This is a genomic window from Arthrobacter sp. Sr33, from assembly GCF_054511195.1.
In genome coordinates this window covers 18,157-41,700 of sequence record NZ_JBTNDD010000012.1, presented here as the reverse complement: position 1 = coordinate 41,700, position 23,544 = coordinate 18,157, and the positions used below count along the sequence as shown (strand labels likewise).

Below are 23,544 nucleotides of genomic sequence, written 5' to 3'. Positions count from 1 at the left end.
ATTACTAGCCACCCAAGGCTACCTGTAAGACGCGGGCAAGAGCAAAACCGCCGGCAGCTATAGACCGCCGGTCAGCGCCTTCCACAAAAACTCCTGCGACATTACGTGCATGCGGGCCGCCTGCCGGTTATCCGATGCGCCGGCATGGCCACCCTCCAGCGCTTCGTGGAACCACACATTGTCAATCGACAGAGCCTTCATCCGGGCCGCCATTTTCCGTGCCTGCACCGGCCCAACCCGGTCATCGCTCGTCGCCGTCCAGATCAGGGTGCGCGGATAGTCGACCCCCGACCGTAGCTGGTGGTACGGGGAAAAGGTCTGGACGTACTCCCACTCCTCGGGCTTATCGGGGTCACCGTATTCGGCGATCCAGGAGTAGCCCGCCGACAGCTTCGTGTAACGACGCATGTCCAGCAGCGGCACACCGCAGGAGATAGCCCCGAACAGGTGTGGGTAGTGCGTGAGCATGTTCCCCACCAGCAGACCGCCGTTACTGCGTCCGGTGCAGCCGAGGAACTCTGGTCGAGTGACGCCGCGTGCCACCAGGTCCTCGGCGATCGCCGCGAAATCTTCGTAGGCCCGATGCCGGTTGGCGTGGAGGGCCGCCCGGTGCCAGGCCGGCCCGTACTCACCACCCCCGCGGATGTTCGCCAGCACGTACACCCCGTGCCTGCCGCTTTCGGTGGTCCGCTCCAACCATCCTCGTCCGATCACTCCCGAGTAGGCGGGAACCATCGCGTGCTCAAACCCGCCGTAGCCGGACAGGAGGGTGGGGTTTTCCCCGTCGAGTGCCAGCTCCGTCGACGCGACCTGAAAGTAGGGGACCCGGGTCCCATCCTTGGACACCGCGAAGTGCTGCTCAACCGTGAACCCGTTGTCATTGAAGAACGACGGCGTCGCCTTGACCTGTTCGTGCGCGCCGCCCACCGTGCCGCGCAGCAGGGTCGTCGGGGTCAGGAACCCGCTGGCCAGCAGCCAGTAGTCATTCCCGTCGACGTCGTCCTCGTCATCAACGGCGAAGGCGTCAACCGAATGCAGGGGCGGGCACGCATCAAGCACCTCCAACCGCCAATGTTCAGAGGGTTTCAGGACACGAATCTCCGAGGACACGTCACTGAGCAGATTCACCAGCAGATAGTCCCGCGTCCAGCTCCAGGACTGCAACGACGTCTGCGCGTCGGGCTGGAACAGGACGGTCAACGATCGGTCGCCGGCCAGGAAGGAGTCAAGATCGACGCCGAGCAGAGACCCCGAGGCGAACACCGTCCCGTCCACCTCCCAATCGGTGCGCGGCCGCAGGATCAACCACTGCCGGTGCAGTGAAACGTTCACATCGTCGGGCACATCCAGTCGGACCCACTCGCCGTTGTTGCGAAAGTGCGTGCGGCTCGAGTAGAAGTCGATTGTGTCAACGGCGATGTCCCGCTCGAAGCCCGGTGTCTGATCCCTCATCACCACCGCCATCATGTGGTGCTCGGGGATGTCGAAGTACAGCTCAGCGTCAGCCAGGGACTGCCCACGCTGCAGCGTGCGCACCGTCCGCGGATAGGAACTGGTGGTCATTGACCCTGGCCCGAAGTCGGTGGCCAGATGCAGTGCATCTGGCCCGGCCCAGCTGATCCGACTTTTGGCTGCGGGAATGTCGAAGCCATCGGCGACGAAGGTCCGGGAGACGACGTCGAATTCGCGGAACCGTCGGGCGTCACCACCGTCAGGGGAAACAGCGATCAGGGCCCGCTGATACGGCTCGCCGTCGGCGGGCCGGAGGAACATCGCCCCGCCCCACACCCATTCGACGCCTTCGTCGGCGCTGAGCCGGTCAAGGTCCAGCAGCACCTCCCACTGAGGCGATGCGGAGTTGTAGCTGTCCCAGTCGGTGCGCCGCCACAGCCCCTTCGGGTGTTCTTCATCGCGCCAGAAGTTGTAGTAGTGCCCGCCCCGTTTGGAAACCATCGGGATCCGGTCAGTGGAGTCGAGCACCTCCAGGACCCTGCGCTCCATGTCCAGAAAGTCGCCGGTGACGAGCTCTTGCTCGGTAACAGCGTTCTCGGCGTGAACCCACTGGAGGGGTGACTCACCGTAAATGTCTTCGAGCCAGAGGAACTCGTCGTGGTCGGGGATCGGACCGGAGTGCTGGTCTGTGGTGGAGGTCATATTTCCATCCTATGCACGCCTTTCCGCTGCACCCATTCCGGCACCGCCGCGCAGGTCCGGGCCCTCGACGCCGCCAGCCTGGTTCCTTCCCGTCCTGGCCCAGCGGATACCCTTATCGAATGCGCATGGGTCGGAGTCTTCGGGTAGCTGTGGTGGGTGCTGGCCCCCGCGGCACCTCGGTGCTGGAACGACTTATTTCCCAGTGGGAGGCCCATCCGCCCGACCAACGCCAACAGCTCGACATCCATGTCATCGACCCGGAAAGCCCCGGCCCGGGCCATGTCTGGCGGCCGGTCCAGTCCCGACTCTTCCTGATGAACACTCCGTCGCTGTTCCCCACGGTGGTGCCCGTAGGGGCTCCGGACCATGGGTTGGTCCCGTCAGTCGTGGGGTACTCGTTTGACGACTGGCGTGTCCTGGTGACGTCCGACCCGGTCCCCACGCTTTCCAATGCCGACCGCGAAGAGCTGTCGGACCTCGGAAGCTCCGGTTTCCCCAGCCGTGCCTTGTACGGCAGGTATCTGGAGTGGATCTATCAGCAGCTGGTCGACCGTTGCGGTGACGGCGCCACGATCACCCACCACGCCACCGACGCAAGGGAAATCTCCCGGGTGGCTCCCGGTTACCGTCTCCGGTTAGGCGACGATTCGGTGCTGGCAGCGGACGCAGTGGTGCTGGCGCTGGGACATGTTCCCTCGCAGCTCAGCCCCGAACAGGAGACGCTAAGGGACGGCGCCGCACGGTACAGCCTCAAATACTGGCCGCCCGCCGTCCCCGCCGACATCAACTGGGCAAAACTGCCTGCCAAAAAGCCGGTCCTGGTCCGGGGCCTGGGCCTGAACTTTTTCGACGCCATGATCCAGCTGACCGAAGGACGCGGCGGTCGGTTCACCCCCGACGAGGGTGGGAAACTGAGCTACCAGCCGAGCGGCAGCGAACCGCAGATCATTGCTGCCTCCCGGCGAGGGGTGCCGTACCGGGCGAAGGCACAACTGGATAGTTACCTCCCTCGCAGCGTGACCTTGCGCTATTGCACGCTACCGGCGCTGCAAACGTTCGCCGACCAGGGAATCACACCTGGCTTCGACCACGATATCTGGCCGCTGCTGCACCGTGACGTGGTGACTGCCTACTACTCCACGCTGGTGCGGGTGGCCGGCGCGGACCTGGTGGCCAACCCGGACGGATTCCTGGAGAGAGTTCACACCGCTATCGCCGTGAGCGGCCCGGAATGGACTGCTGCGCTGGACGCGGTCCTCGCCAGCGAGCTGCCCCCCGTTCACCACCTCGATGTTGAGCGGCTGTCTCACCCGTTCGCTGGGCGCAGGTTCGCCAGCGCCCAGGATTACCAGGAAGCGGTGCTTGACTACCTCGACGCCGATGTTGCCGAGTCCTTCAGGGGCGAAGATAGCCCGCTGAAGATGGCGATCGGCGCCATGAATGCTGGCCGTACTGTGATCAAACAGGTGGTCGCCGACGGCGGGCTGACCGATCAGGCCTGGCTGACCGAGCTCAGGGGATGGTTCGAACCCCTGGTGGAGGGCGTGGCCAGCGGTCCGCCAGCGATCAGGATCGCCCAACTGGCTGCCCTGGCACGGGCGGGCGTGGTGCGGTTCATCGGGCCCAACCCCCAGTTCGTTGTCGACGTCGACACCGAACGATTTGAAGCGTCGTCACCGTGGGTGGAGGGTGCCGGGGTAGCAGCGAGCTACCTGGTCGACGCGATGATGCCGCCCAACCGCGCCGCCACCACCCTGTCCCCGCTGCTGCGCCAACTACTCGGCGACGGTCTGGTCCGGCCCAAAATGATGATGGCGACCGACGGCGCGCCGGTCAGCGCGCCGGGACTTGACGTCACGCTGCCCCCCTACCGGGCAATTGACGGCTCGGGTCGCGCGCACCAGCACCTGTACGTGGTGGGTTTGCAGCTCGCTTCGGTCCAGTGGGGGACAGCAATTGCGGCCCAGGCTCACACGTCGCCTGCTGCCGGTAGCCGGACGCTCCGGGACGCCGATGACATCGCCACGGCCATCCTCGCGATCACATAGTTAACCGGAACGGCGGGCCCCGTGAGGGACCCGCCGCCGGTCTGGCTAGGTTGTCGGACTAGAGGCCTGCGGCATACCTGCCGCAGGCTCCAACCTCGTCGTCGAACCGGTTGACGAATGCTGCCATCGCGTCACGCGCCACGGGGGTGACTGGACGGTAGGTGCCGTCTCTCCAGCCCTCGGAGATCCCGGCATCCTTCAGCCAGGAGATCTCCTTCTCGAACATCGTTCCAACGGGTACGTCAGAGAACGGCGCACCCTTGGGGTTTACATAGCTCATCGCTTCCGCATCGAGGCAAACCTCGCTGGCGAGACGCATCATGAATGCTGCCATCGCGTCCCTGTTGACCGGGGTCACCGGACGGAAGGTCCGGGTGCCGTCGGTCTCAGGCCAGCCGGTCGACAGGCCGGAGGTGTGCATCCACATGATCGCTTCGAAGTGCTCAACCCGGTCCGCTTCGTCAGCGGGGAAGGCTACGTCGCTGAATGGCGACTCCTCGGGAAGCTCGAACTCTGGTTCCCCGGCCAAGCGGTACAGGAACGCCGCCATCGCGTCGCGGTTGATGCTCGCGAGTGGACGGTACGAACGGGTTCCGTCGGCTTCCAGCCAGCCGGTGGAGAGACCGTTTTCTGCCATCCACTCGATGTGGTCCTGGTGTTCGTTGCCTTCGACGTCGGTGAACTCGGCGATTTCGACGCCGATGGGCAGGCGTACCTCGGTGCCGGAGTCGGGTGCGGTCAGGTAGAACGTCGCGCCGAGGGCGTCGGCGGGAACGGTGAACGCGATCCGTGCTGCTCCGTCAGTTACGTCGAACGTGCTGATCTCCGCTGGCTCACCGTCGCCGATGGAGTAGGACAGGACGATGCTGGTGTTGGTGGGGCTGCCCAGGGACGTCAGGTCCAGTTTGGAGACGTCGAAGCTGACCTCCTGGCCGAGAACCACGTTCGTGGGTGCGCCCTGAACCTGCACCGCGCGGCGGTCGAAGGTCGGTGAGAGCGGGCTGTTGGCTTCGATGTAGTCGAACCATGCTTCCCGGTCAACCAGACCCGAGTCTAGGGTATCGGCGCCTTCGTTGAAGACCACGAAATCGTCGCCGCCCTGGATCAGGAAGTTGAAAGTGCCAACCCGGTAGTCACGGGTTGGCTCAAGTGGCGCCCCGTCGATGGTTACTGAAGTGATCCGGGAGCCTTCGGCCGCCTGGGCATCGTAGGTGTAAGTGACATTGTCAGACAGCCCCAGGTGCAGGAAGTTGGTGCGGACGCCGCCCTCGCGGGGCCACTGCTGCTCCAGCAGTTCGGCGAACTGGGCGCCGGTCAGCGTGGTGGTCGCCAGGTTGTTCAGGAAGGGCAATACCGCGTTGGCTTCAGCGACTGTGATGTCGCCGTTCTCGTCGTAGTACAGCTCGGCACGGAGCCCACCGGGGTTGGCGACGCCGATTTCGGCTCCGCCGCGCAGATCCGACTGCAGTGACGACAGCAGCGAGCCAGCGACCAGATTGCCCAGCGTGGATTCCGATCCGCGGTCATCACGCGAATCACCGGTGAACGCGGTGGTGATGTCCTCGGTGACCTTCCCGAGGACAACGCTGCCGAGCTCGTCGGCAGTCGCAATCGCTTCGTTGACGATCGTCTGGACCTCTGCCACCCGTGGGTAGTCGGCGACCAGCTCGGCGTCGTCGATCCCTGTGCGGGGTACGTTGCGGGCCTCATACTCGACGACGTCGCCGGTGAGGGTGTCGACGGTCAGCTCGATCTGACCGATGAACTCGCCATAGGAACCGGTCTGGACGATCGGACGGGTTTCGCCGGCCTCGCCGGGAACTGGAGCGTCTGAGGCGTAGAACGAGTGGGTGTGCCCGTTAAAGATTGCGTCCACCAGTGGTGTGGTCCCATTGACGATCGCATCGAATTCGCTGCCCGGGATAACTTCGGGAAGGGCTGCCGAGTCTTCGCTCGATCCGTCAGCACCCGCATGGTACTCCGCGACGATGACGTCGGCCAGGTCGCCGTCCTCGATCTCCTGCGCCACACGGTTGACGGCCTCGACGGGATCCCCAAAGTCGATGGTCTCGATGCCGCCGGGGCTCACCAGGGTAGGTGTTTCCTGGGTGACAGCCCCGATGACAGCTACTTCGATGCCATCCACTGTGAAGACTTCGTACTCATCCAACGCCGGTTCCTGGGTGCCCTTGGTGTAGACGTTGGCGCCCAGGTAGGAGAAGTCTGCGATTGGTTCAACACGCTCGGTGAGGTCCGCGAATCCGCCGTCGAATTCGTGGTTGCCGACCGCCGAGGCGCGCAACTCCAGCGCGTTGAGCACGTCGATCGTTGGAACGTCGCGCTGCGATGAGGAGGCGTACAGCGACGCCCCAATATTGTCACCGGCCGAGATGAAGAGCGTGTTCTCCGCGCCGGCCTCAGCCCTCAACTGTTCGACGGTGCCAGCGAACTTCACCGTGTTGCGGTCGATGCGTCCGTGGAAATCGTTGATGTTGAGAAGACTGATCTCGGTGGTGACGCCGGGGGCTTTGACTTCGACGTCGGTCTGTTGCGTCGCATAGGCGGGTAGTGCGGCTATCGGGGAGGCGAGTAGCCCCACCGCTAGCGTGGCACCAAGCCCGCCCTTCCATGACGAATGTTTCATCCGCTAGTTCTCCTTGGCTTTGGCTGTTGACAGCCGCGAGTGAGTCCGCCTGTGTGTGAAACACGGGCCTGGTGGCTCGAAAAATATGCTGAATGTGATCCAACTGACCTTTTGAGTCAAACCGAGCCAACCAGACCATCGTGAACGAGAGGTGACTAAAAGTGAAGAGCAGGGGGCCAGCCTTTAACGAAAGTTGGCCCCGGTTCGAAGCCGGGGCCAACTTTTCCAGGGCGGAACGCGCCGCAGGACTTACCTGCCGCAGGATCCAAACGTGTCGTCGAACCGGTTCACGAAGGCTGCCATCGCGTCGCGGGCCACCGGGGTGACCGGGCGGTAGGTGCCGTCGCCCCAGCCCTCGGAAATCCCGGCGTCCTTCATCCAGGAGATTTCCTCCTCGAACATCATGCCCTCAGGCACGTCCGTGAACGGGGGGCCGCTGGGGTCGACATACTCGATGGCTTCCTCGTTCAGGCAGGTCTGCCCGGCGAAGCGCTTCAGGAATGCTGCCATCGCGTCCCGGTTGACCGGGGTCACCGGGCGGAAGGTCCGGGTGCCATCGGTCTCTGGCCAGCCAGTGGAAAGCCCCGATTCGTGCATCCACATGATCGCGTCGAAGTGCTCAACCCGGTCAGCTTCATCGGCGGGGAAGGCTACGTCGCTGAACGGTGATTCGTTTGGAAGTTCGAACTCAGGTTCCCCGGCCAGCCGGTAGAGGAACGCGGCCATCGCGTCGCGGTTGATGCTTGCCAACGGGCGGTAGGTCCGGGTGCCATCGGCTTCCAGCCAGCCGGTGGAAAGGCCGTTTTCTGCCATCCACTCGATGTGGTCCTGGTGTTCGTTGTCCTCAATATCGGTGAACTCAATGACTTCGTCCAGATCCAGACCGACAATTACTGGATCGTGGTCGCTGGCGCGGTACTGGTCAGCGGTGTAATAGTTCACCGGGGTGTAGTTGAACCGGCTGTACTCGAGCGCCACCGATTCGACCGCATTGATATTCCAGATGTCGACGCCGGTGACAGTTGCATCGGCTTCAGGTGAGGCGAGGATGTGATCCAGTGATCCTGACTGTCCACCAAAGACGTAGGAGTACTTCCCGGTGTCGGCGCCCTGGTTGATGTACCCGGCCTCGTAGAACACCTGCATGGGGTCTTCAGCCGTGTAGGAGTTGAAGTCACCCGTGAGGAAAACCTTATCGGTGCCAGCTTCGGCCTGCATCGTGTCGGCGAAGTCCACGAGAGCTGCTGCCTGCTTTACGCGGTCAGGGTTTGAAGCTCCCTGCCCGTCGCCCTGGTCTTCATTCTCCCCGGAACCGGAGCCCTTCGACTTGAAGTGGTTCACGATCGCAAGGAACTTCGTCGACTCGCCGCCGCCAGCGACCTGGAAGGCTTGCGCTAGCGGCTTTCGGGCGTTCGAGAACGCGACGTCGTCATCGAGGATGACTGAATCACCGACGGTCTCTACCGCGGCGGGCTTGTAAATGAAGGCGTTGCGGATGACGTCTTCGTTGGCGGGCACCTCGGCGGGGGAGGGGACGAAGTCCCAGACCCCCGGCTCAACTTCGTTCAGGGCCGTGGTCAACGAAGCGAGCGCCTCGTCACGATCCTTGCCGAAGGCCGCCGAGTTCTCGATTTCTTCCAGCGAGACCATGTCGGCGTCAAGGTTGGTCAGCGCATCAACGATCTTGGCTTCCTGGCGCTCAAGACTTTCAGTGTTGGCAGCACCGCGAGCGTCACAGCCGCCCCGGACCGTGATGGGGTTGCCAGCGCGGTCGTTGTAGTAGGTGCACCCGGTCAGCTCATCACCGGTAGTGCTGAAGTAGTTCAACACGTTGAACGAGGCAATCTTGATGTCGCCGCCCACTTCCACTGGGGTGGCCGGCCGTTCGCCTGCGAAGGTGACTGGCTGAACTTCATCGGCATTATCAGGGGTGAGGTGTGTCACCGGCTGGAATCGCCATACGCCGAAGTCGAAGTCGACGATGACGTCGGAGACAAAGGTCGCTGACCCGTTGACCCGGACTGGATTCTCGACCGTCAGGTAGGGCAGGGCGCGGTCCATGTTCCGGACGAAGTCGATCGTGGCGCCGTCGTCGAGAGTGACTCCGCGGGCGCTGTTGTCTGCCTGAACGGCCGCGTTCTCCGGGGTGCCGGGAGGGGCAATTTCGGTGGGCTGAACCAGGGCGTCGGTGCCGAAGGCCAGATCAATTTCGCCGTAGCGGTTCAGGTCATAGTTGTCCGTAACGGTGAAGTCGCCGGTCGGCCTGACGAGCATGCTCTCCAGCACTTCACGCTCGGCGTTGGTTGCCGGCCAGGGCGTGATGAGGGACTTGACCTCCTCGGCTGGCTCGGTCAGCACGGTGGCCGCACCGGCCACTACCTCGATCTGGGTGACACCGAAGTTCTCCCCGGCCTCACCCGTAACCTCCACATGGTCACCGATCGCGACGTCGGCGACGGTGCCTGGGGAGTAAATGAAGATGCCGTCAGAGGCGGCACCCGCTTCGCCGCCGGTGCCTTCTGTCTGGATCACGTAGCCGTCAATGCCACCGGTGGGATAGGCGGCGGTAACAACGCCCCGGGTGGTGACCGTTTCACCCGCCAGCGGTGTGGCAGTTCCGGTGCCCTGAATCTCGTTGATGGGAACAACGTCGCCGGCGACCGGCGGTTTTGGCTCCGGTTCGGGTTCAAAGCTGCCCGTCTCGCCGTCAGCGTTCGTCGGTGTGACCGCCTCGCTGAGGGTGAAGTCGGCTGAGTTGTCGTCGGTGTCGACGAAGCCTGTCCGATTCAATGACCGGGGGTCGGAGTTGCTGTCGGGTTTGGGCGCAACAGCTGTTTCGAACGTGTTCGAGGACCCGTACCCCAACAGGTCTTCGATCGCAGGGTTGCCGGTCACCGAACCGGTGGCCAGCGGATTCAGGGCCGCGGAGTCATTCGACAGGATCAGGGTGCCGCCGCCCCCGGCGAAGCTGGCGCCTATCGTCGCGTCCACCTCAGGCAGCGCGACACCGTTGTCGGCGTTGCTGGATCCGCCGACCAGGTAATGGCCATTAGCCGGAATGGTGCCGGTCAGCGGTGCAACACCGGTTGGTGCGGCAGACCCACTGGCGGACCGGTACTGCAGGGACCAGCCGCTGATGTCCACCGGCTGATCTGTGGTGTTGTGGAGTTCAACAAACTTGTTCAGATACGGGGCATTGGCGCTTCCCCCGTTCACATAGGCCTCGTTGATCACGATGCCGTTCGGTGCCGCGTAGGCGGGAAGCACGGCTACCGGCGAGGCGAGCAGCCCCATCGTTAGCGCAGCACCAAGCCCGCCCTTCCATGACGAATGTTTCATCCGCTAGATCTCCTTGACTTTGGCTGATGACAGCCGCGAGTGAGTCCGCCCGTGTGTGGAACACGAGCCTGATGGCTCGAAAAAAGTGCTGAATGTGATCCAGCCGACCTTTTGGGCCACGCTCGAGCCAACCAGACCATCGTGAACGAGAGGTTGCGGAAAGTGAAGGGCAAGCGAGTCAGGCGTTAACGAGTGTTGGCCCCGGGAGGAAACCGGGGCCAACACTTTCTACGGGCGGAAGGTAAGAGATTCGAACTCTTGGTACGGGGTTACCGCACACTGGTTTTCAAGACCAGCTCCATCGGCCGCTCGGACAACCTTCCCAAGTGAGTAGTGTTTCACGTAGCTTCCAGTTCAACCAAAAAACCGTTTCCAGTGGAGGACCTTTTGAGAGCAGTAGTAATCACCGAACCAGGCGCACCAGAGGTGCTCAGTGTGTCGCAGGTGGCTGCGCCCCAGGCAGGGCCGGGGGAGCTGCTGATCGACGTCGTCGCCGCCGGGCTGAACCGGGCGGACGTCCAGCAGCGCAAAGGACTCTACCCTCCACCGCCGGGTGCGTCGGAGTATCCCGGGCTGGAGGTCTCGGGCAGGATTGCCGACGCCGGTGGGTCCGGTTTCTCGGTGGGTGACGAGGTGGTGGCGCTGCTGTCCGGCGGCGGGTACGCGGAGCAGGTCGCCGTCCCTGCCGGTCAGGTCCTTCTTGCGCCGTCGGGAATGGATCTGGTAGCGGCTGCGGCCCTGCCGGAGGTTGCGGCGACTGTCTACTCGAACCTGTTCCTCACCGCGCACCTTCAAGCCGGCGAGCGGGTGTTGATCCATGGGGGCGCCGGCGGAATTGGAACCATGGCCGTCCAGCTGGCGCTTGCGTTCGGGGCTATCCCGCTTGTCACTGCGGGATCGGAGGCAAAGCTCGAGGTTGCACGGGGCCTCGGCGCCGTCACCTGCATCAACTATCGGGAGCAGGACTTCGTCGCTGAAGTAGCCGCAGCCACGTCGGGTCGAGGGGCGGACGTGATTCTCGACGTCGTGGGCGCCAAGTACCTTGAGCAGAATGTTCAGGCGCTCGCCGTCGGGGGGCGCCTGGTCATCATCGGTTTGCAGGGCGGTGCCAGGGCCGAGCTGAATCTTGGTGCGCTGATGACGAAGCGCGCTTCGGTGGCCGGCACCACACTGCGTGGGCGTCCAGTGGCTGAGAAGACTGCCATCATGGCGGCGGTCCGGGACCATGTCTGGCCGCTTGTCGAGTCGGGCAAGGTCAAGGCGATGGTAGACCGCACCTTCCCGCTGGAGCGTGCGGTCGAAGCCCATCAGTACTTTGATTCCGGGGAACACACCGGGAAAGTTCTCCTCACGGTGGCTCCTCCCCACTGATCAGCAGGGATGGATGAAACGACCACTTGAATCCGCCGACTGTCTAGACCTTCCCGCTCAGCGGGCACGATCGGTGTATTTCTGTAACGGGAGGCTACTTCTCGAAGTGGGTGGTGGTTGGTGCCTGATTGGCCGAAGCCACAACCGCGCTGGCAACTTCGCGCAACTTGATGTTGCGGGCACTGGATGCGGACTTCAGGATCTCGACCGCCTCGTCCTGCGAGCACCGGTTTTGGGCCATGATGATTCCTGCCGCAAGGTCGATCACCGTGCGGGACCGCATGGCGGCTTCGAGGTGCTTGCTGGCATCGCTGAGCTGAGCCATCCGCACCGCAAGCCGCAAGGACTTGGAGGCTTCCAATGCAAAGGCTTCGGCAGCCGCGACGGCGTCGTCGTCGAACGCGTTGGTCACGGTCGAATAGAAATCGAGACCAGCCCGCGACTCGCCGCCCAGGGGGACGGGTATCCCCAACGCCGAGCGGATGCCGTGCTCGGCGACGGCGTCCCGGTAATCGGGGAACCGGGTGTCATTGGGAACATCGCGCACGTGGACCGTCACGTTTTCGCGTGCGGCCCGCAGGCACGGACCGTCGTCGAAGGCGTACTGAATCTCGTCGGTCTTCCGGGCGAGCTCGCTGCTACTGGCAACCGTCCCCATGGTGCGGGGGCGGAGGAGTGTCAGCCCACACAGCACCTCACCGGAGGCCTTCGACGTCAGCGTTTTCGCGGCCAGCTGGGTGAGCCCGGTGAGAAAAGTGCTCACGTCGTCGCTATCCATCACCATGTCCAGCAAAACGTTGTGAATATCCGACTCCACCCGCTGGGCTTCTGACATGCTGTTCTCCACTTCTTGGCGTCCTTCAACGACCCCACACCTGACGGAGTCAACTGTAATCGGTGCGAGACTCGGGCGGGTTCTGGTCGGCGATCCGGTGTTGAATAGCTGCGCCGCCCAGTCTTGCCGGGATGGGATATAGTCATAGACAGGTTGAGCAGACAGCCACGGGAACCTCTCCTCGTAAACAGGATTTCGATGGCCTTAACGCTGCACGGATTGCCCCTTCGGGCCCCGGTCAAGACACCCACATACTCCCTCTCCGCGGGCATCTCTCAGACGGCTTGTCCCTCGGCAATTCCGCGTCTGTGAGGACCGCCCTGCGTCCGGCCAGCTGGTGATGTCACCCGTTTGGCCCTGCTGCTTTGTCAGCGCCTCCTCGTATTTAGTCATCTTGGAAGGACCCCCATGACCGACACCACCCGCCTCGCTCCCGATGAGGCGTTCCCTGACGACCTGACACAGTTGGAGAGCTCCGAGGTGATGATCCTGAACAGCAGGATTCATCGCGAACTCGACGCCGAATACGTCAGGTATGGGCTACCGGACCCTGAGACCGAGGGGCGACTCGAGGAGATTACCGAGGAGCTGGATCGTCGTGAGAACCAAAGCGACCGGTCGTCGTCACCACAGGAAATCGTCGGCGACTAGCCGGGTCCTCGGCTGCAGGAAGTCCGGGGTAGCTCCACGGGGAGTCATCCGGGCCTTCCCCAGTGGCGCACCGTGAGACGATAATTCCATGAGTAAACAGCAGAGTCTTGCTCAAACAGACACCACTCCGGCCCGTCTCCTGGAGTTCGTCGATTCCCCAGCCAGACTGGCGCGCCGCTGATCGCCATGGGATTCTTCTCCGCTGCCCGACAAGGGCGCAAGGACGATGCCGAGCTCGGCACGGGCGTCTGGCGGCGTGCCCATGACCGCTTCCGCCGCGGCCTGGACCGGTATCACCAGATTCTTGAAGGCGTGGCCGACGACGAGGTCTATAACCAGCTGGCCGGACTGGCCAATGAGCTCGGGCCCCTGCTGGAACGGGTGCACACCATTTGTGTGACCGCGCAGGCGTCATCACCCAGCCAGGGGTTGGACATCCCGGGCGCGCTCACGCCAGTACACAGGGCGCTTTCGAGGGCCGGAAACTCCCTCGCGACAACGGCCGAGGCGGCCGCGATGGCGAGGCTCGACGGCGAACGCTGGGGGCTGGCATCTGCTGGCCTGGATAACGTGAAAAGGCGAGCCGACCTGGTCGAAGAAGATATTGCCGAAGCTGAACGTCAATTGGCGGCAAGCCTGAACGTCTGACAATAAAAAGGGTGCTGACGAAATAATTCGGCGTGGATAGCGGTTCACTTTAGTGACATCGCATTCATTCACACGGCGAAAGGCATTCATGACTACCTCACCGAATCTCACATTCCACGACGGCGTTAGCATCCCCCAGCTCGGCTACGGCGTATGGCAGGTCGACGACGCAACCGCGGAAGACGTCGTCGGGCGCGCCTTCAAGGCCGGGTACCGCCACATCGATACGGCGGCCGCCTACCAGAACGAAGCGGGTGTAGGCCGGGCCATTGCTGCCTCCGGTCTGGACCGCGATGAGCTCTTCATCACCACAAAGCTGTGGAACGCCGACCAGGGTTATGAGAGCACGCTTAAGGCGTTCGACGTCTCGATGGAGAAGCTTGGCCTGGAGAAGCTCGATCTTTACCTGATCCATTGGCTGCAACCGAAGCAGGGTAAGTACCTTGATACGTGGAAGGCGCTGATCGAACTGCAGAAGCAGGGGCGGGTCACTTCGATCGGGGTGTCGAACTTCACCGTCGAGGCTCTTCAGGAGATCATCGACGCAACCGGAGTCGTTCCCGTGATCAACCAGGTGGAGACGCACCCGTTCTTCAACCAGGCGGAGCTCAAGGCCTTCCATCAGGAGAAGGGCATCCTGCACGAGTCCTGGTCGCCGCTGGGTTCGGGCAAGGGGCTCCTCGAAGACCCAGCCCTGGTCGAGATCGCCTCCAAGCACAACGCCACACCGGCACAGGTTGTCCTGGCCTGGCACCTCGCGCTCGGCAACGTGGTGATCCCGAAGTCAGTCACTGAGTCTCGGATTGTCGAGAACTGGGACGCCCTGGATGTCACGCTCGACGCCGGGGACATCGACGCCATCAACGCCCTCGATAAGGGTGCCGACGGGCGTATCGGCGCGGACCCGGCAACTGCCGACTTCGCCTAACCGCCAGGCGCGTTAGCTTCACGCGCTCCGGTAAGCAACCTGGACATCGGTGTGGGAAATTCCCTCACCGGTGTCCAGGTTGCTAACGCGTGTCCGGGTTGCTCACCGGATTAAAGAAGTGGAGCCTCCTGCCAGAGTCGAACTGGCGACCTTCTCATTACGAGTGAGACGCTCTACCGACTGAGCTAAGGAGGCTGAAGCTTCAGGAGACGCGCGTGAGCACGGCCCAATCCACAAGCGTCAACTCTATAAGAGCAGCCGCGTGCAGGTCAAAAGCAGCCACGGTGGGCGCGTCAGTCGCAGCTGACACCGTCCTCGGGCAGCGTGCCGTCAACGAAATAGTCATCCACGAGGTCCCCGATGCAGTCGCCGGCCCGACCGTAGGCGGTGTGACCTTCGCCGTCCCAGGTGACGTGGACTGAGGTTTCGAGCTGATCCGCCAGCGCCAGCGACCAGTCGTAGGGCGTCGCGGGGTCTCCGGTGGTGCCGATGACCAGCATTGGTGCGGCATCGGGGGCCGACGCCGGAGCGGGCTCGAGCACCGGCCCGTACTCCCACGCGTCGCAGGTCACCCCGCCGTAGGCTAGATAGGGGCCGAAGGTCGGCGAAGCCTCGGCTAGTTCGTCGGCGTCGGCCGCCAACGCCGCGGGGTCATTGGTCATCGGGTAGTCGAGGCAGTTGATCGCGATGAACGCTGCGTTGCTGTTGGTGAGGTAGCTGCCGTCTGCTTCGCGTTCAGCACCGAGGTCTGCCAGTTGCAGCATCGCGGACGGGTCGCCCTGCAGCGCCTGGTCGAGCGCGCCGGTGAGCAGGGTCCAGTTGTTGTTGTCATACAGCGGCAGGATGAAGCCGCTGAAGAAGGTGCCGATCGTGACCAGCCGGCCGTCAGCGGCGGTCATCGGACTTTCCTCGACCGACCGGAACAGGTCCTGGATAACTGCCACGCCCTCCTCGATTCCGGCGGGAAGGGGGCAGTCGCTGGAGAGCTGGCAGTCAGCCACATAGGTGCGCAGCGCCGTCTCGAAGGCCTGGGCCTGCCCCAGCGTGATCTCTTCATTGCTTAAGGACGGGTCCACTGCGCCGTCCAGCACCAGTCGCCCGGTGTTGGCGGGGAACAGTTCGGCGTAGGCCGCACCGAGTGCCGTGCCGTAGGAGAACCCAAGGTAGTTGAGGTCCTGGTCGCCGACGGCGGCACGCAGAATGTCCAGGTCGCGGGCCGCGCTGTCGGTGTCCACGTACCCGAGCAGCTCACCGGTTCGTTCGGCGCACTGTGCGGCGAAGTCCTCGGCTTCGGCGGTGAGCGTCTCAAACGCTTCCTCGTCGGAGATCTCCGGCTCCAGATATTCCAGCCTGTCCGCTTCGCGCTCCTCGTCGGTCTGGCAGTCGACGGCCGACGATTTCCCCACCCCGCGGGGGTCGAAGCCGACGACGTCGTAAGCCTCCCGCAACCGGTCGCTGGTGACGTACGTCAGTGCGTCCTTGACGATGTTGACGCCGGACCCGCCCGGGCCGCCCGGATTGACCAGCACCGAACCCTGGGATTCGCCCGTCGCGTCGCTGCGAATCAGGGCGATATTGATCGAGTCGCGCGCAGGGTCGGCGTAATCCAGCGGGACCTGGACGGTGGCGCAGGCGAACGTCTCCTCGCACAGCTCCCAGGCCACCTCCTGGGTGTAGAAGCTTTCGAGGTCCGCGGGCACATCCCCAACGACCTCGGGGTTCACTGATTCGACCCCCGTTTCCGGACCATCGCCCGGCCCGGGGGAGAGCAGCTGGCAGCCGGACAGCGCCAGCGCGCCGGAGAGGACGACGGCGGCTGAGGCCAGACGACGGTGGGGAAAACGTCTCACGCGGTGTAATCCTTTTCGGGGAGGAGGCTGACTGCCATGGCCTCGATGGCAAGCAACGGGGCAACGTTGGTGTTAACGATCCGGTCCCGCACTTTGTTGATGGCCTCAATCCGCACCAGTGTCCCCTCGGGTGTCCCGGACCGGGCGAACGCCTCCAGCTCGGGGCGCAGCGGCTCGTTCACCAGATCGCGACCGCTGGAAACCTGCAGCATCAGCACATCCCGGTAGAAGGACGTCAGGTCGGTCAGCGCACGGTCAAAGTAGTCGTTCTTCGACCGCTTGGCCCTGCGGGTCTGGTCATCCTCCAACCGCTTGACCTGCCCCCGGATAGCCGGCGGCAGGGTGCCGCTTTCGGGCGCGCCGAGGGTAGCGAGCAGTGTGGCCTTCTCCTGGGCATCCCGCTGCTCGAAGGAGCTCTGCGCCTCGGCCTCGGCTAGTTTCACCAGGTCCGCCGCCGCCTTCATTGCCCCGGCGACGCTCTTCAGATCAAGCGGCAATCTCACGATCTGGTTCCGCCGGTCCCGGGCGCCGTCGTCGGTGGCGAGCCGTTTGGCCACGCCGATGTGGCTTTGCGCTGCCCGCGCTGCGGCTTCCGCCGTCGCCGGATCGATTCCGTCGCGGCGGACCAACAGGTCGGCCACGTCCTGCACCGGCGGCAGTCGCAGGTTGACGGCCCGGCACCGGGATCTGATGGTCACCAGCACGTCGCCGGGGCTCGGCGCGCACAGCAACCAGATAGTCCGGGGCGGCGGCTCTTCGATGGCCTTCAACAGCACATTGGTGCTGCGCTCCTGCATCCGGTCGGCGTCCTCCACGATGATGACCCGCCAGCGGCCGGTGGACGGCTTGTCCTGTGCTTTACGAACCAGTTCGCGCGCCTCATCAATGCTGATTGTCACTTTTTCGGTGGTGACGTTGGTGATGTCGGCGTGCGAGCCTGCCAGGGCGGTCCGGCATGCCCGGCACTCCCCGCAACCTCGTTCGTCCAATGCGTCCCGGTCGCAGAGCAGCGCGGCGGCGAATGCCCGTGCGGCGTTGGACCGACCCGATCCCGGTGGACCGGTGAACAGCCAGGCGTGGTTCGGTTGACCGGCAGACGCGGCGCGTTTGAGCTGCTCAACCACGGGCTCCTGACCCATCAGGAAGGTCCATACGCTCACGCCAGATGCTCCTCGACTGCTTTGAGGATGGCGTCCGCCAAGTCAGTGACCGGGTTCCGGGCCGGCAGCACCAGATATTGGGCCGGGTCGGCGGCCGCCCGTTCGAGGAACGCCCCGCGGATCAGCGCATGGAAAATGTCCGGCTCGGATTCCAGCCGGTCCTCAGCCCCGTTCTGCATCCGGCGTCCGCGCCCCTCCAACGGGTCGACGTCGAGCAGCACCGTGAGATCGGGGCGCAACCCCTCGACGGCCCACAAGTTGACCTCCAGCACGCTATCCGTCCCCAGGCCGCGCCCGGCGCCCTGATAGGCCACCGAGGAGTCGATGTATCGATCGCAGACGACGACGGCGCCCCGCTCCAGTGCGGGCAGGATCGTCTGGTGGACGTGCGCCGCCCTGGACGCGGCGAAGATGAGGGCCTCGGTCCGGGGATCAATGTCGCCCTGACCGTGATCGAGGACCAGAGAGCGGAGTTTCTCCCCAATGACCGTGCCACCAGGTTCCCGGGTGCGTATCACTTCAAGGCCGCGTTTCTGCAGCGCGGTGGCCAGCAGACCCGCCTGGGTGGACTTGCCGGCGCCGTCGCCGCCTTCGAAAGCAATGAACAGCCCGGACGTGCGGCGTGCGGATGGTGTACTCACCCGACCAGCCTATCGAGGATCACCGACACACTTGTCCTGCCGGCCGTCACCCGGCCCAGGGGAGCGGGTCACATTTCACCCGGTCGCCACGGCCAACTACCCTGAACCCATGACCCACCACGATCACCACCAGCTCGCCCCGGACACGATAGTGGTGGCCGCCGGCCGCCCCCCGCGGGAGCACGATGCCCCGGTGAACCCGCCGATCGTGCTGTCCTCTACCTTCCACGAGGCGGTGGATCCAGCGGCGGGGGACCGCATCTATGGCCGCATGTCCAACCCCACCTGGGACCCGTTCGAGGAAGCCCTCGGCAAGCTCGAGGGTGCGGCGCTGCCGGCCCTCGTGTTCAGCTCAGGCCTGGGTGCTGCTGCTGCCGCGTTGTCGCTGGTGCCGACGGACGGCAACGTTGTCATGCCCCGCCACGCCTACGCCGGGTCGCTCAGCCTCGCCGGTGATGAGGCGTCGCGCGGCCGGTTCACTGTGCAGACGGTTGACGTCGCCGACACTGACCAGGTGCTCGCCGCCCTGGCCGGCACTGACCTGCTCTGGCTGGAGAGCCCCACCAACCCCATGCTCGAAGTGGCCGACCTGCGAACCATCATCAGCGCCGCGAAAAAGGCTGGAGTCACAGTGGTGGTTGACAACACGTTCAACACGCCGCTGGTTTGCCGGCCCCTGGACTTCGGCGCCGACGTCGTGCTCCACTCGGTGACCAAGTATCTGGCAGGTCACTCCGACGTCGTCCTGGGCGCCCTGGCCACCTCCGACCCTGATCTGCAGGCGAAACTGCTCAAGCACCGCACCCTGTATGGGGCCATTGCCGGACCGTTTGAGGTCTGGCTGGCGCTCCGCGGGCTACGTACGCTGGCCCTCCGGGTTGAACGGTCCCAGGCCACGGCCCTGTACCTTGCGCGCAAACTCCAGTCCCATCCGGCCCTGACCAGGGTTCGGTTCCCCGGACTACCCGAAGATCCCGGGCACCAGCGCGCCGCCGACCAGCTGAACGGCTTCGGCTCAATTATCAGCATCGAACTGGCAGATGTGGCAGCAGCCGAGGCCCTGGTCTCGGCGGTGCGCCTGTGGCTGCCAGCAACTTCCCTGGGCGGCGTCGAATCATTGATCGAACGACGACGGCGGCAGACCGGCGAGCCGGTGACCGTGCCGGAATCCCTGGTGCGGCTCTCGGTTGGGATCGAAAACCCCGAGGACCTCTGGGCGGATCTGGAGCAGGCCCTGGCCGGGCTGGGAGAACTCGACGGTTCCACCCGATAAGCTGGACCCGTGAACATCGCTTATGACATTCGGAACTATCTGTACCTGGCGCTCGGGTTGGTGGCGGTTGGTATTGAGATCTGGGCTCTTGTCGATTGCGTGAGGCGGCCCGCCGCGAACTTTGAGGCCACGATGAAGCGCACCAAGGGCTTCTGGACCGCGATGACCGGTGGGGCTGCCGCCGTTGGCGTGCTGACGGTCCTCGTGACCGCATCCGGGCTCTTCGGCCTGCTGCAGATCGTCGCAGTGATTGCGGCGTGCGTCTACCTCGCAGACGTGAAACCGGCCGTCTCCGAGGTGCGGGGTGGCAGCGGTCCCTACGGCCCCTGGTAACCCACCGCCAGTAACAGAAGTGCACGACGGATGAACCTGAGCCTCCCATACGGCAGACTAAACCCATGACTTCCTACAAAGTGATCCTGCTCCGCCACGGCCAAAGTGAGTGGAACGAGAAAAACCTCTTCACCGGGTGGGTTGATGTGCCGCTCACCGAACAGGGCCGTGCCGAAGCCATCCGGGGCGGTGAACTGCTCGTCGAGGCCGGGCTTCTCCCCGACATCGTTTACACCTCACGGCAAAAGCGGGCCATCATCACGGCCAACCTCGCTCTCGAAGCCGCTGACCGCAGCTGGATTGACGTCAAACGCCACTGGCGGCTCAACGAACGCCATTACGGAGCCCTGCAGGGCAAGGACAAGGCGCAGACGCTCGCCGAGTTCGGTGAAGGCCAGTTCATGGAGTGGCGACGCTCTTATGACACCCCGCCGCCGCCCATCGAGGACAGCAGCGAGTTCTCCCAGGCCAACGACCCGCGCTACGCGGACCTCGGCGACGCCGTTCCCCGCACCGAATGTCTCAAGGACGTCCTCGACCGGTTCCTCCCATACTGGGAATCTGATATCGCCCCCGACATCAAAGCGGGCAAGACGGTCCTCATCGCAGCTCACGGAAATTCCCTGCGCGCGCTGGTGAAGCACCTCGACGGCATCAGCGACGCCGACATCGCGTCGCTGAACATCCCCACCGGCATCCCGCTGATCTACGAGCTGGACGAAAACCTGGTGCCAGTCAAGGCCGGCGGCACCTACCTCGACGCTGACGCCGCAGCCGCAGCGATTGAAGCCGTCGCCAACCAGGGCAAGCACTAACAGTCAACCAACGACGACGACGGCCGGTCCCCCTCACGGGGCCGGCCGTCGTCGTTCAGGCCTGGGGGCTAACCCGGCGATATGTCGTTTTAGATCAGTGGTGCGCTGGGCTGCCATTCACCGGTCACCAGGTAGGTGACCTTACGTGCAACCGAGACGCCATGATCGGCGAATCGTTCGAAGTACCGGCTGGCCAGGGTCACATCGACAGTGATGGGAGCTGAAACATCCCATTCGGGTGAGGCGAGGGCCTTGAACACGCCAGCGTGCAGTTCGTTGATCCGCGCATTGTGGGCATAGATTTCGTTGCTCAGCTGGAGGTTGCGGGTCTCCAGCAGATGCTTCACCTTAATGGCGATCTGCTGATCCAGCTGGGCCATCTCCTCGAAGGTGGGTCGGATCGCCGCCGGAATTACGTGGTCCGGGTACCGGAGCCGGGCAAGCTGTGCCACGTGGCGGGCCAGATCCCCCATGCGTTCCAGCGAGGCGCTCATTCGAAGCGCCCCCACGATCATCCGCAGGTCGCTCGCAACCGGGCCCTGCAGGGCGAGAATGTCGATCGCGCGCTCGTCGAGGTCGTTCTGGAGGAAATCAATGCGTGCGTCGGCTGCGATCACATCCTGGGCAAGTTCGGTGTCAGCGGTTTCAAACGCGATGGTTGCTTTGTCCATCGCGTTCGCAACCAGCTGCGATATTTCGATGAGCTGTTCACCTATCTGGTGAAGCTCTGCCTGAAAAACCTTCCGCACGGGAGGCATCCTTTCCATAGAGATGACTGCGTACGTCTATGCACAGTCCCACACAGCACATTCTCAGTTGGTGATGAACTGTTATGCACCTTTGAGTGAACGTTAGTTGAACCACTTCCCTATTGCCACCGGAAGACTCAACCCCACACCAAAGGTGCGCATAAGCTAGGCATGTGGATCCCGTTCTTCTTATTCTGATCGCTGGGCTGGTGGGCGTCGCCGTGGGCACCTTCGGCATGGCTGCCTTCAGGCTGAGCGAAATCCAGCGGCGTTCCCTGCTCTTCGTGGACGAGCCGACCCTTCCCGAAGGGGCAGCGGAGGTGCTGTCGATTATTGGCCGGGCTTATGTGGTGGTGGATGCCATCGACGGTGTGGTGCGAGCCAGCCCCGCGGCGTACGCCTTCGGCCTGGTGCGCGGCCACACGGTGGTCCACGCCGAGCTGCTCGAACTGACGGCACGGGTGCGCCGGGACGGTGTGATCGAGCAGAAACAGCTTGAACTACCCCGCGGACCGCTGGGGCAGGGCACCATTATCGTGCTCGCCCGGGTGGCTTCACTGGGCGAAGAGTACGTCCTGATCCTCGCCGATGACCGCACGGAAATCACCCGCACCGAGGAAATCCGCAACGACTTCGTGGCCAACGTGTCACACGAGCTCAAGACGCCCGTTGGCGCCATTTCACTGCTCGCTGAGGCCCTGGACGACGCGGCCGAAGACCAGGAAGCGGTCCGGCGGTTCGCCCGCCGAATGCACAAGGAATCGGCCCGGTTGTCGGCCCTGGTCCAGGACATCATTGAACTCTCACGGCTGCAGGGCGCCGACGTCGTGCGGCGCGGTCGCCCTGTGGATATCAACACGGTGATCGCCGAGGCGGTGGACCGAAACCGGCTGCCGGCAGAAAGCAAGCAGATCGACATTGTGGTGGGAGGGCGGATCAACGAGCCCGTCTACGGCGACCCGGATCTGTTGATGACCGCCTTCCGCAACCTGATCGACAACGCCATCCGGTACTCACCCGAGCGCACCCGGGTCGGGGTCGGTCTGCGGTCCCGCGACGGACTCGCCGAAATCTCGGTCACCGATCAAGGAATCGGCATCACCGCTGAGGAGCAGGAACGGGTGTTCGAGCGGTTCTATCGGATCGACGCAGCCCGATCCCGTCAGACAGGGGGCACCGGACTGGGGCTCAGTATTGTCAAGCATGTGGTCTCGAACCACGGTGGCGAGGTGACCGTCTGGTCCCAGAACGGCCAGGGTAGTACCTTTACCGTCCGTCTCCCCGAAATGGAGGCCGACGCCGAAACGGCGGAGGAGCGTGTTGTCTCCGGCGACAGGCGAAGCGCCAAATCGCCAGGTAAGCCAGGCGGAAAATCCGATGAGAAGCCGGGCGGAAGCTCCGCCCATGAACAAGGAGTGAGCGTTTGACCCGCATCCTGATCGTGGAGGACGAAGAGTCCTTCAGTGACCCCCTGTCCTATCTGCTCGGCAGGGAAGGGTTCGAGGTGGCGGTGGTGGGAGACGGGATAGAGGCCATCGTCGAATTCGACCGGGCCGGCGCCGATCTGGTGCTGCTTGACCTGCAGCTACCAGGCCAGTCCGGCACCGAGGTCTGCCGGCAGCTGCGCCAGCGTTCAAGTGTTCCGGTCATCATGCTCACCGCCAAGGACGCCGAGATCGACAAGGTGGTTGGCCTGGAGCTTGGCGCCGATGATTACGTCACCAAGCCTTATTCGTCCCGTGAGCTCGTGGCAAGGATTCGCGCTGTCCTCCGCCGGCAGGCCGAACCCGAAGAACTTATTTCCAGCACCGTGCAGTCGGGCCCCGTGCGGATGGATATTGAACGGCACACGGTCAGTGTCAACGGTGATCCGGTATCCATGCCGCTGAAAGAGTTCGAACTGTTGGAGATGCTCCTGCGCAATGCGGGCAGGGTGCTGACCAGGGGCCAACTCATTGATCGGGTCTGGGGTTCGGACTACGTCGGCGACACCAAGACCCTCGACGTGCACGTCAAACGGCTCCGGGGAAAGATCGAAACCGACCCGTCGAACCCAAGCCACCTGGTGACAGTGCGTGGCCTGGGCTACAAATACGAGTCCTGAG

18 protein-coding genes and 2 tRNA genes are annotated in these 23,544 nt (G+C 63.9%); 10 read left to right on the top strand and 10 right to left on the bottom strand.

The features are described 5' to 3' along the window. Positions 1–57: 57 nt before the first annotated feature. Positions 58–2,154, bottom strand: a complete 2,097-nt coding sequence (locus ACX80T_RS14705) for a prolyl oligopeptidase family serine peptidase (RefSeq protein WP_459304808.1) — start codon at positions 2,152–2,154, stop codon at positions 58–60. A 119-nt stretch (positions 2,155–2,273) separates the two neighbouring features. Here ACX80T_RS14705 and ACX80T_RS14700 point away from each other — a divergent pair, with 119 nt between their 5' ends. Continuing rightward, complete coding sequence (locus tag ACX80T_RS14700; protein ID WP_459304807.1) at positions 2,274–4,202, top strand: FAD/NAD(P)-binding protein; 1,929 nt, start codon at positions 2,274–2,276, stop codon at positions 4,200–4,202. Between the two features lie 58 nt (positions 4,203–4,260). Here ACX80T_RS14700 and ACX80T_RS14695 read toward each other — a convergent pair whose 3' ends face one another. The 3 genes from ACX80T_RS14695 to ACX80T_RS14685 all read right to left on the bottom strand — a co-directional run bounded on the left by ACX80T_RS14695 (position 4,261) and on the right by ACX80T_RS14685 (position 10,508). Beyond that, complete coding sequence (locus ACX80T_RS14695; protein WP_459304806.1) at positions 4,261–6,846, bottom strand: bifunctional metallophosphatase/5'-nucleotidase; 2,586 nt, start codon at positions 6,844–6,846, stop codon at positions 4,261–4,263. 249 nt (positions 6,847–7,095) lie between these two features. Next, entirely contained in the window at positions 7,096–10,185 is a 3,090-nt protein-coding gene (locus ACX80T_RS14690; RefSeq protein WP_459304805.1) for an ExeM/NucH family extracellular endonuclease, read from the bottom strand. Positions 10,186–10,420: 235 nt separating this feature from the next. Next, positions 10,421–10,508: transfer RNA gene (locus ACX80T_RS14685), tRNA-Ser, on the bottom strand. 64 nt (positions 10,509–10,572) lie between these two features. On the opposite strand from ACX80T_RS14685, the gene ACX80T_RS14680 reads away from it, so the two are divergent. Continuing rightward, on the top strand, positions 10,573–11,556 hold the full coding sequence (locus tag ACX80T_RS14680; RefSeq protein WP_459304804.1) for an NAD(P)H-quinone oxidoreductase: 984 nt from the start codon (positions 10,573–10,575) through the stop codon (positions 11,554–11,556). Positions 11,557–11,650: 94 nt separating this feature from the next. On the opposite strand, the gene ACX80T_RS14675 is transcribed toward ACX80T_RS14680, so the two are convergent. Beyond that, a complete protein-coding gene (locus ACX80T_RS14675; protein ID WP_019482351.1) occupies positions 11,651–12,391 on the bottom strand; it encodes a GAF and ANTAR domain-containing protein in 741 nt (246 codons plus the stop codon). 408 nt (positions 12,392–12,799) lie between these two features. On the opposite strand from ACX80T_RS14675, the gene ACX80T_RS14670 reads away from it, so the two are divergent. The 3 genes from ACX80T_RS14670 (at position 12,800) to ACX80T_RS14660 (ending at position 14,618) form a co-directional block, all read left to right on the top strand. Continuing rightward, entirely contained in the window at positions 12,800–13,042 is a 243-nt protein-coding gene (locus ACX80T_RS14670) for a hypothetical protein (protein ID WP_459304803.1), read from the top strand. 186 nt (positions 13,043–13,228) lie between these two features. Beyond that, complete coding sequence (locus ACX80T_RS14665) at positions 13,229–13,690, top strand: hypothetical protein (RefSeq protein WP_024475480.1); 462 nt, start codon at positions 13,229–13,231, stop codon at positions 13,688–13,690. An 88-nt stretch (positions 13,691–13,778) separates the two neighbouring features. After that, positions 13,779–14,618 carry an aldo/keto reductase gene (locus ACX80T_RS14660; protein ID WP_459304802.1) on the top strand — a complete coding sequence of 280 codons (840 nt, stop codon included), beginning with the start codon at positions 13,779–13,781 and terminating at the stop codon, positions 14,616–14,618. A 119-nt stretch (positions 14,619–14,737) separates the two neighbouring features. Here ACX80T_RS14660 and ACX80T_RS14655 read toward each other — a convergent pair. The 4 genes from ACX80T_RS14655 to tmk form a co-directional block, all read right to left on the bottom strand. Beyond that, positions 14,738–14,813 (bottom strand) — tRNA-Thr (locus tag ACX80T_RS14655). Between the two features lie 98 nt (positions 14,814–14,911). Continuing rightward, entirely contained in the window at positions 14,912–16,468 is a 1,557-nt protein-coding gene (locus ACX80T_RS14650) for an alpha/beta hydrolase (RefSeq protein WP_024475481.1), read from the bottom strand. Then, positions 16,465–17,628, bottom strand: a complete 1,164-nt coding sequence (locus ACX80T_RS14645) for a DNA polymerase III subunit delta' (protein WP_024475482.1) — start codon at positions 17,626–17,628, stop codon at positions 16,465–16,467. The genes ACX80T_RS14650 and ACX80T_RS14645 overlap by 4 nt, the downstream gene beginning before the upstream one ends. Then, on the bottom strand, positions 17,625–18,269 hold the full coding sequence (tmk, locus tag ACX80T_RS14640) for a dTMP kinase (RefSeq protein WP_019482357.1): 645 nt from the start codon (positions 18,267–18,269) through the stop codon (positions 17,625–17,627). Before tmk ends, ACX80T_RS14645 begins: the two co-directional genes overlap by 4 nt. A gap of 109 nt (positions 18,270–18,378) precedes the next feature. On the opposite strand from tmk, the gene ACX80T_RS14635 reads away from it, so the two are divergent. From ACX80T_RS14635 to ACX80T_RS14625, 3 genes are all read left to right on the top strand, one after another. After that, complete coding sequence (locus tag ACX80T_RS14635) at positions 18,379–19,542, top strand: trans-sulfuration enzyme family protein (protein WP_459304801.1); 1,164 nt, start codon at positions 18,379–18,381, stop codon at positions 19,540–19,542. A gap of 9 nt (positions 19,543–19,551) precedes the next feature. Further along, positions 19,552–19,875: a DUF2516 family protein gene (locus ACX80T_RS14630; protein WP_019482359.1), complete on the top strand. Its 324-nt coding sequence runs from the start codon at positions 19,552–19,554 to the stop codon at positions 19,873–19,875. A 65-nt stretch (positions 19,876–19,940) separates the two neighbouring features. Then, entirely contained in the window at positions 19,941–20,690 is a 750-nt protein-coding gene (locus tag ACX80T_RS14625) for a phosphoglyceromutase (RefSeq protein ID WP_459304799.1), read from the top strand. Between the two features lie 89 nt (positions 20,691–20,779). On the opposite strand, the gene phoU is transcribed toward ACX80T_RS14625, so the two are convergent. Continuing rightward, positions 20,780–21,439, bottom strand: a complete 660-nt coding sequence (gene phoU, locus ACX80T_RS14620; RefSeq protein ID WP_019482361.1) for a phosphate signaling complex protein PhoU — start codon at positions 21,437–21,439, stop codon at positions 20,780–20,782. A 236-nt stretch (positions 21,440–21,675) separates the two neighbouring features. Here phoU and ACX80T_RS14615 point away from each other — a divergent pair, with 236 nt between their 5' ends. Further along, a complete protein-coding gene (locus ACX80T_RS14615; protein WP_459304830.1) occupies positions 21,676–22,866 on the top strand; it encodes a sensor histidine kinase in 1,191 nt (396 codons plus the stop codon). Further along, complete coding sequence (locus ACX80T_RS14610; RefSeq protein WP_019482363.1) at positions 22,863–23,543, top strand: response regulator transcription factor; 681 nt, start codon at positions 22,863–22,865, stop codon at positions 23,541–23,543. The genes ACX80T_RS14615 and ACX80T_RS14610 overlap by 4 nt, the downstream gene beginning before the upstream one ends. Position 23,544: the final 1 nt, after the last annotated feature.

Bases quoted from the DNA above. Each gene is read 5' to 3' on its own strand.
- ACX80T_RS14700 (WP_459304807.1), top strand. From the start codon at position 2,274: ATGCGCATGGGTCGGAGTCTTCGGGTAGCTGTGGTGGGTGCTGGCCCC.
- ACX80T_RS14615 (WP_459304830.1), top strand. From the start codon at position 21,676: ATGGCTGCCTTCAGGCTGAGCGAAATCCAGCGGCGTTCCCTGCTCTTC.
- ACX80T_RS14705 (WP_459304808.1), bottom strand. From the start codon at position 2,154: ATGACCTCCACCACAGACCAGCACTCCGGTCCGATCCCCGACCACGAC.
- ACX80T_RS14625 (WP_459304799.1), top strand. From the start codon at position 19,941: ATGACTTCCTACAAAGTGATCCTGCTCCGCCACGGCCAAAGTGAGTGG.
- ACX80T_RS14665 (WP_024475480.1), top strand. From the start codon at position 13,229: ATGGGATTCTTCTCCGCTGCCCGACAAGGGCGCAAGGACGATGCCGAG.
- ACX80T_RS14690 (WP_459304805.1), bottom strand. From the start codon at position 10,185: ATGAAACATTCGTCATGGAAGGGCGGGCTTGGTGCTGCGCTAACGATG.
- ACX80T_RS14670 (WP_459304803.1), top strand. From the start codon at position 12,800: ATGACCGACACCACCCGCCTCGCTCCCGATGAGGCGTTCCCTGACGAC.
- ACX80T_RS14660 (WP_459304802.1), top strand. From the start codon at position 13,779: ATGACTACCTCACCGAATCTCACATTCCACGACGGCGTTAGCATCCCC.
- ACX80T_RS14695 (WP_459304806.1), bottom strand. From the start codon at position 6,846: ATGAAACATTCGTCATGGAAGGGCGGGCTTGGTGCCACGCTAGCGGTG.
- ACX80T_RS14635 (WP_459304801.1), top strand. From the start codon at position 18,379: ATGACCCACCACGATCACCACCAGCTCGCCCCGGACACGATAGTGGTG.
- ACX80T_RS14675 (WP_019482351.1), bottom strand. From the start codon at position 12,391: ATGTCAGAAGCCCAGCGGGTGGAGTCGGATATTCACAACGTTTTGCTG.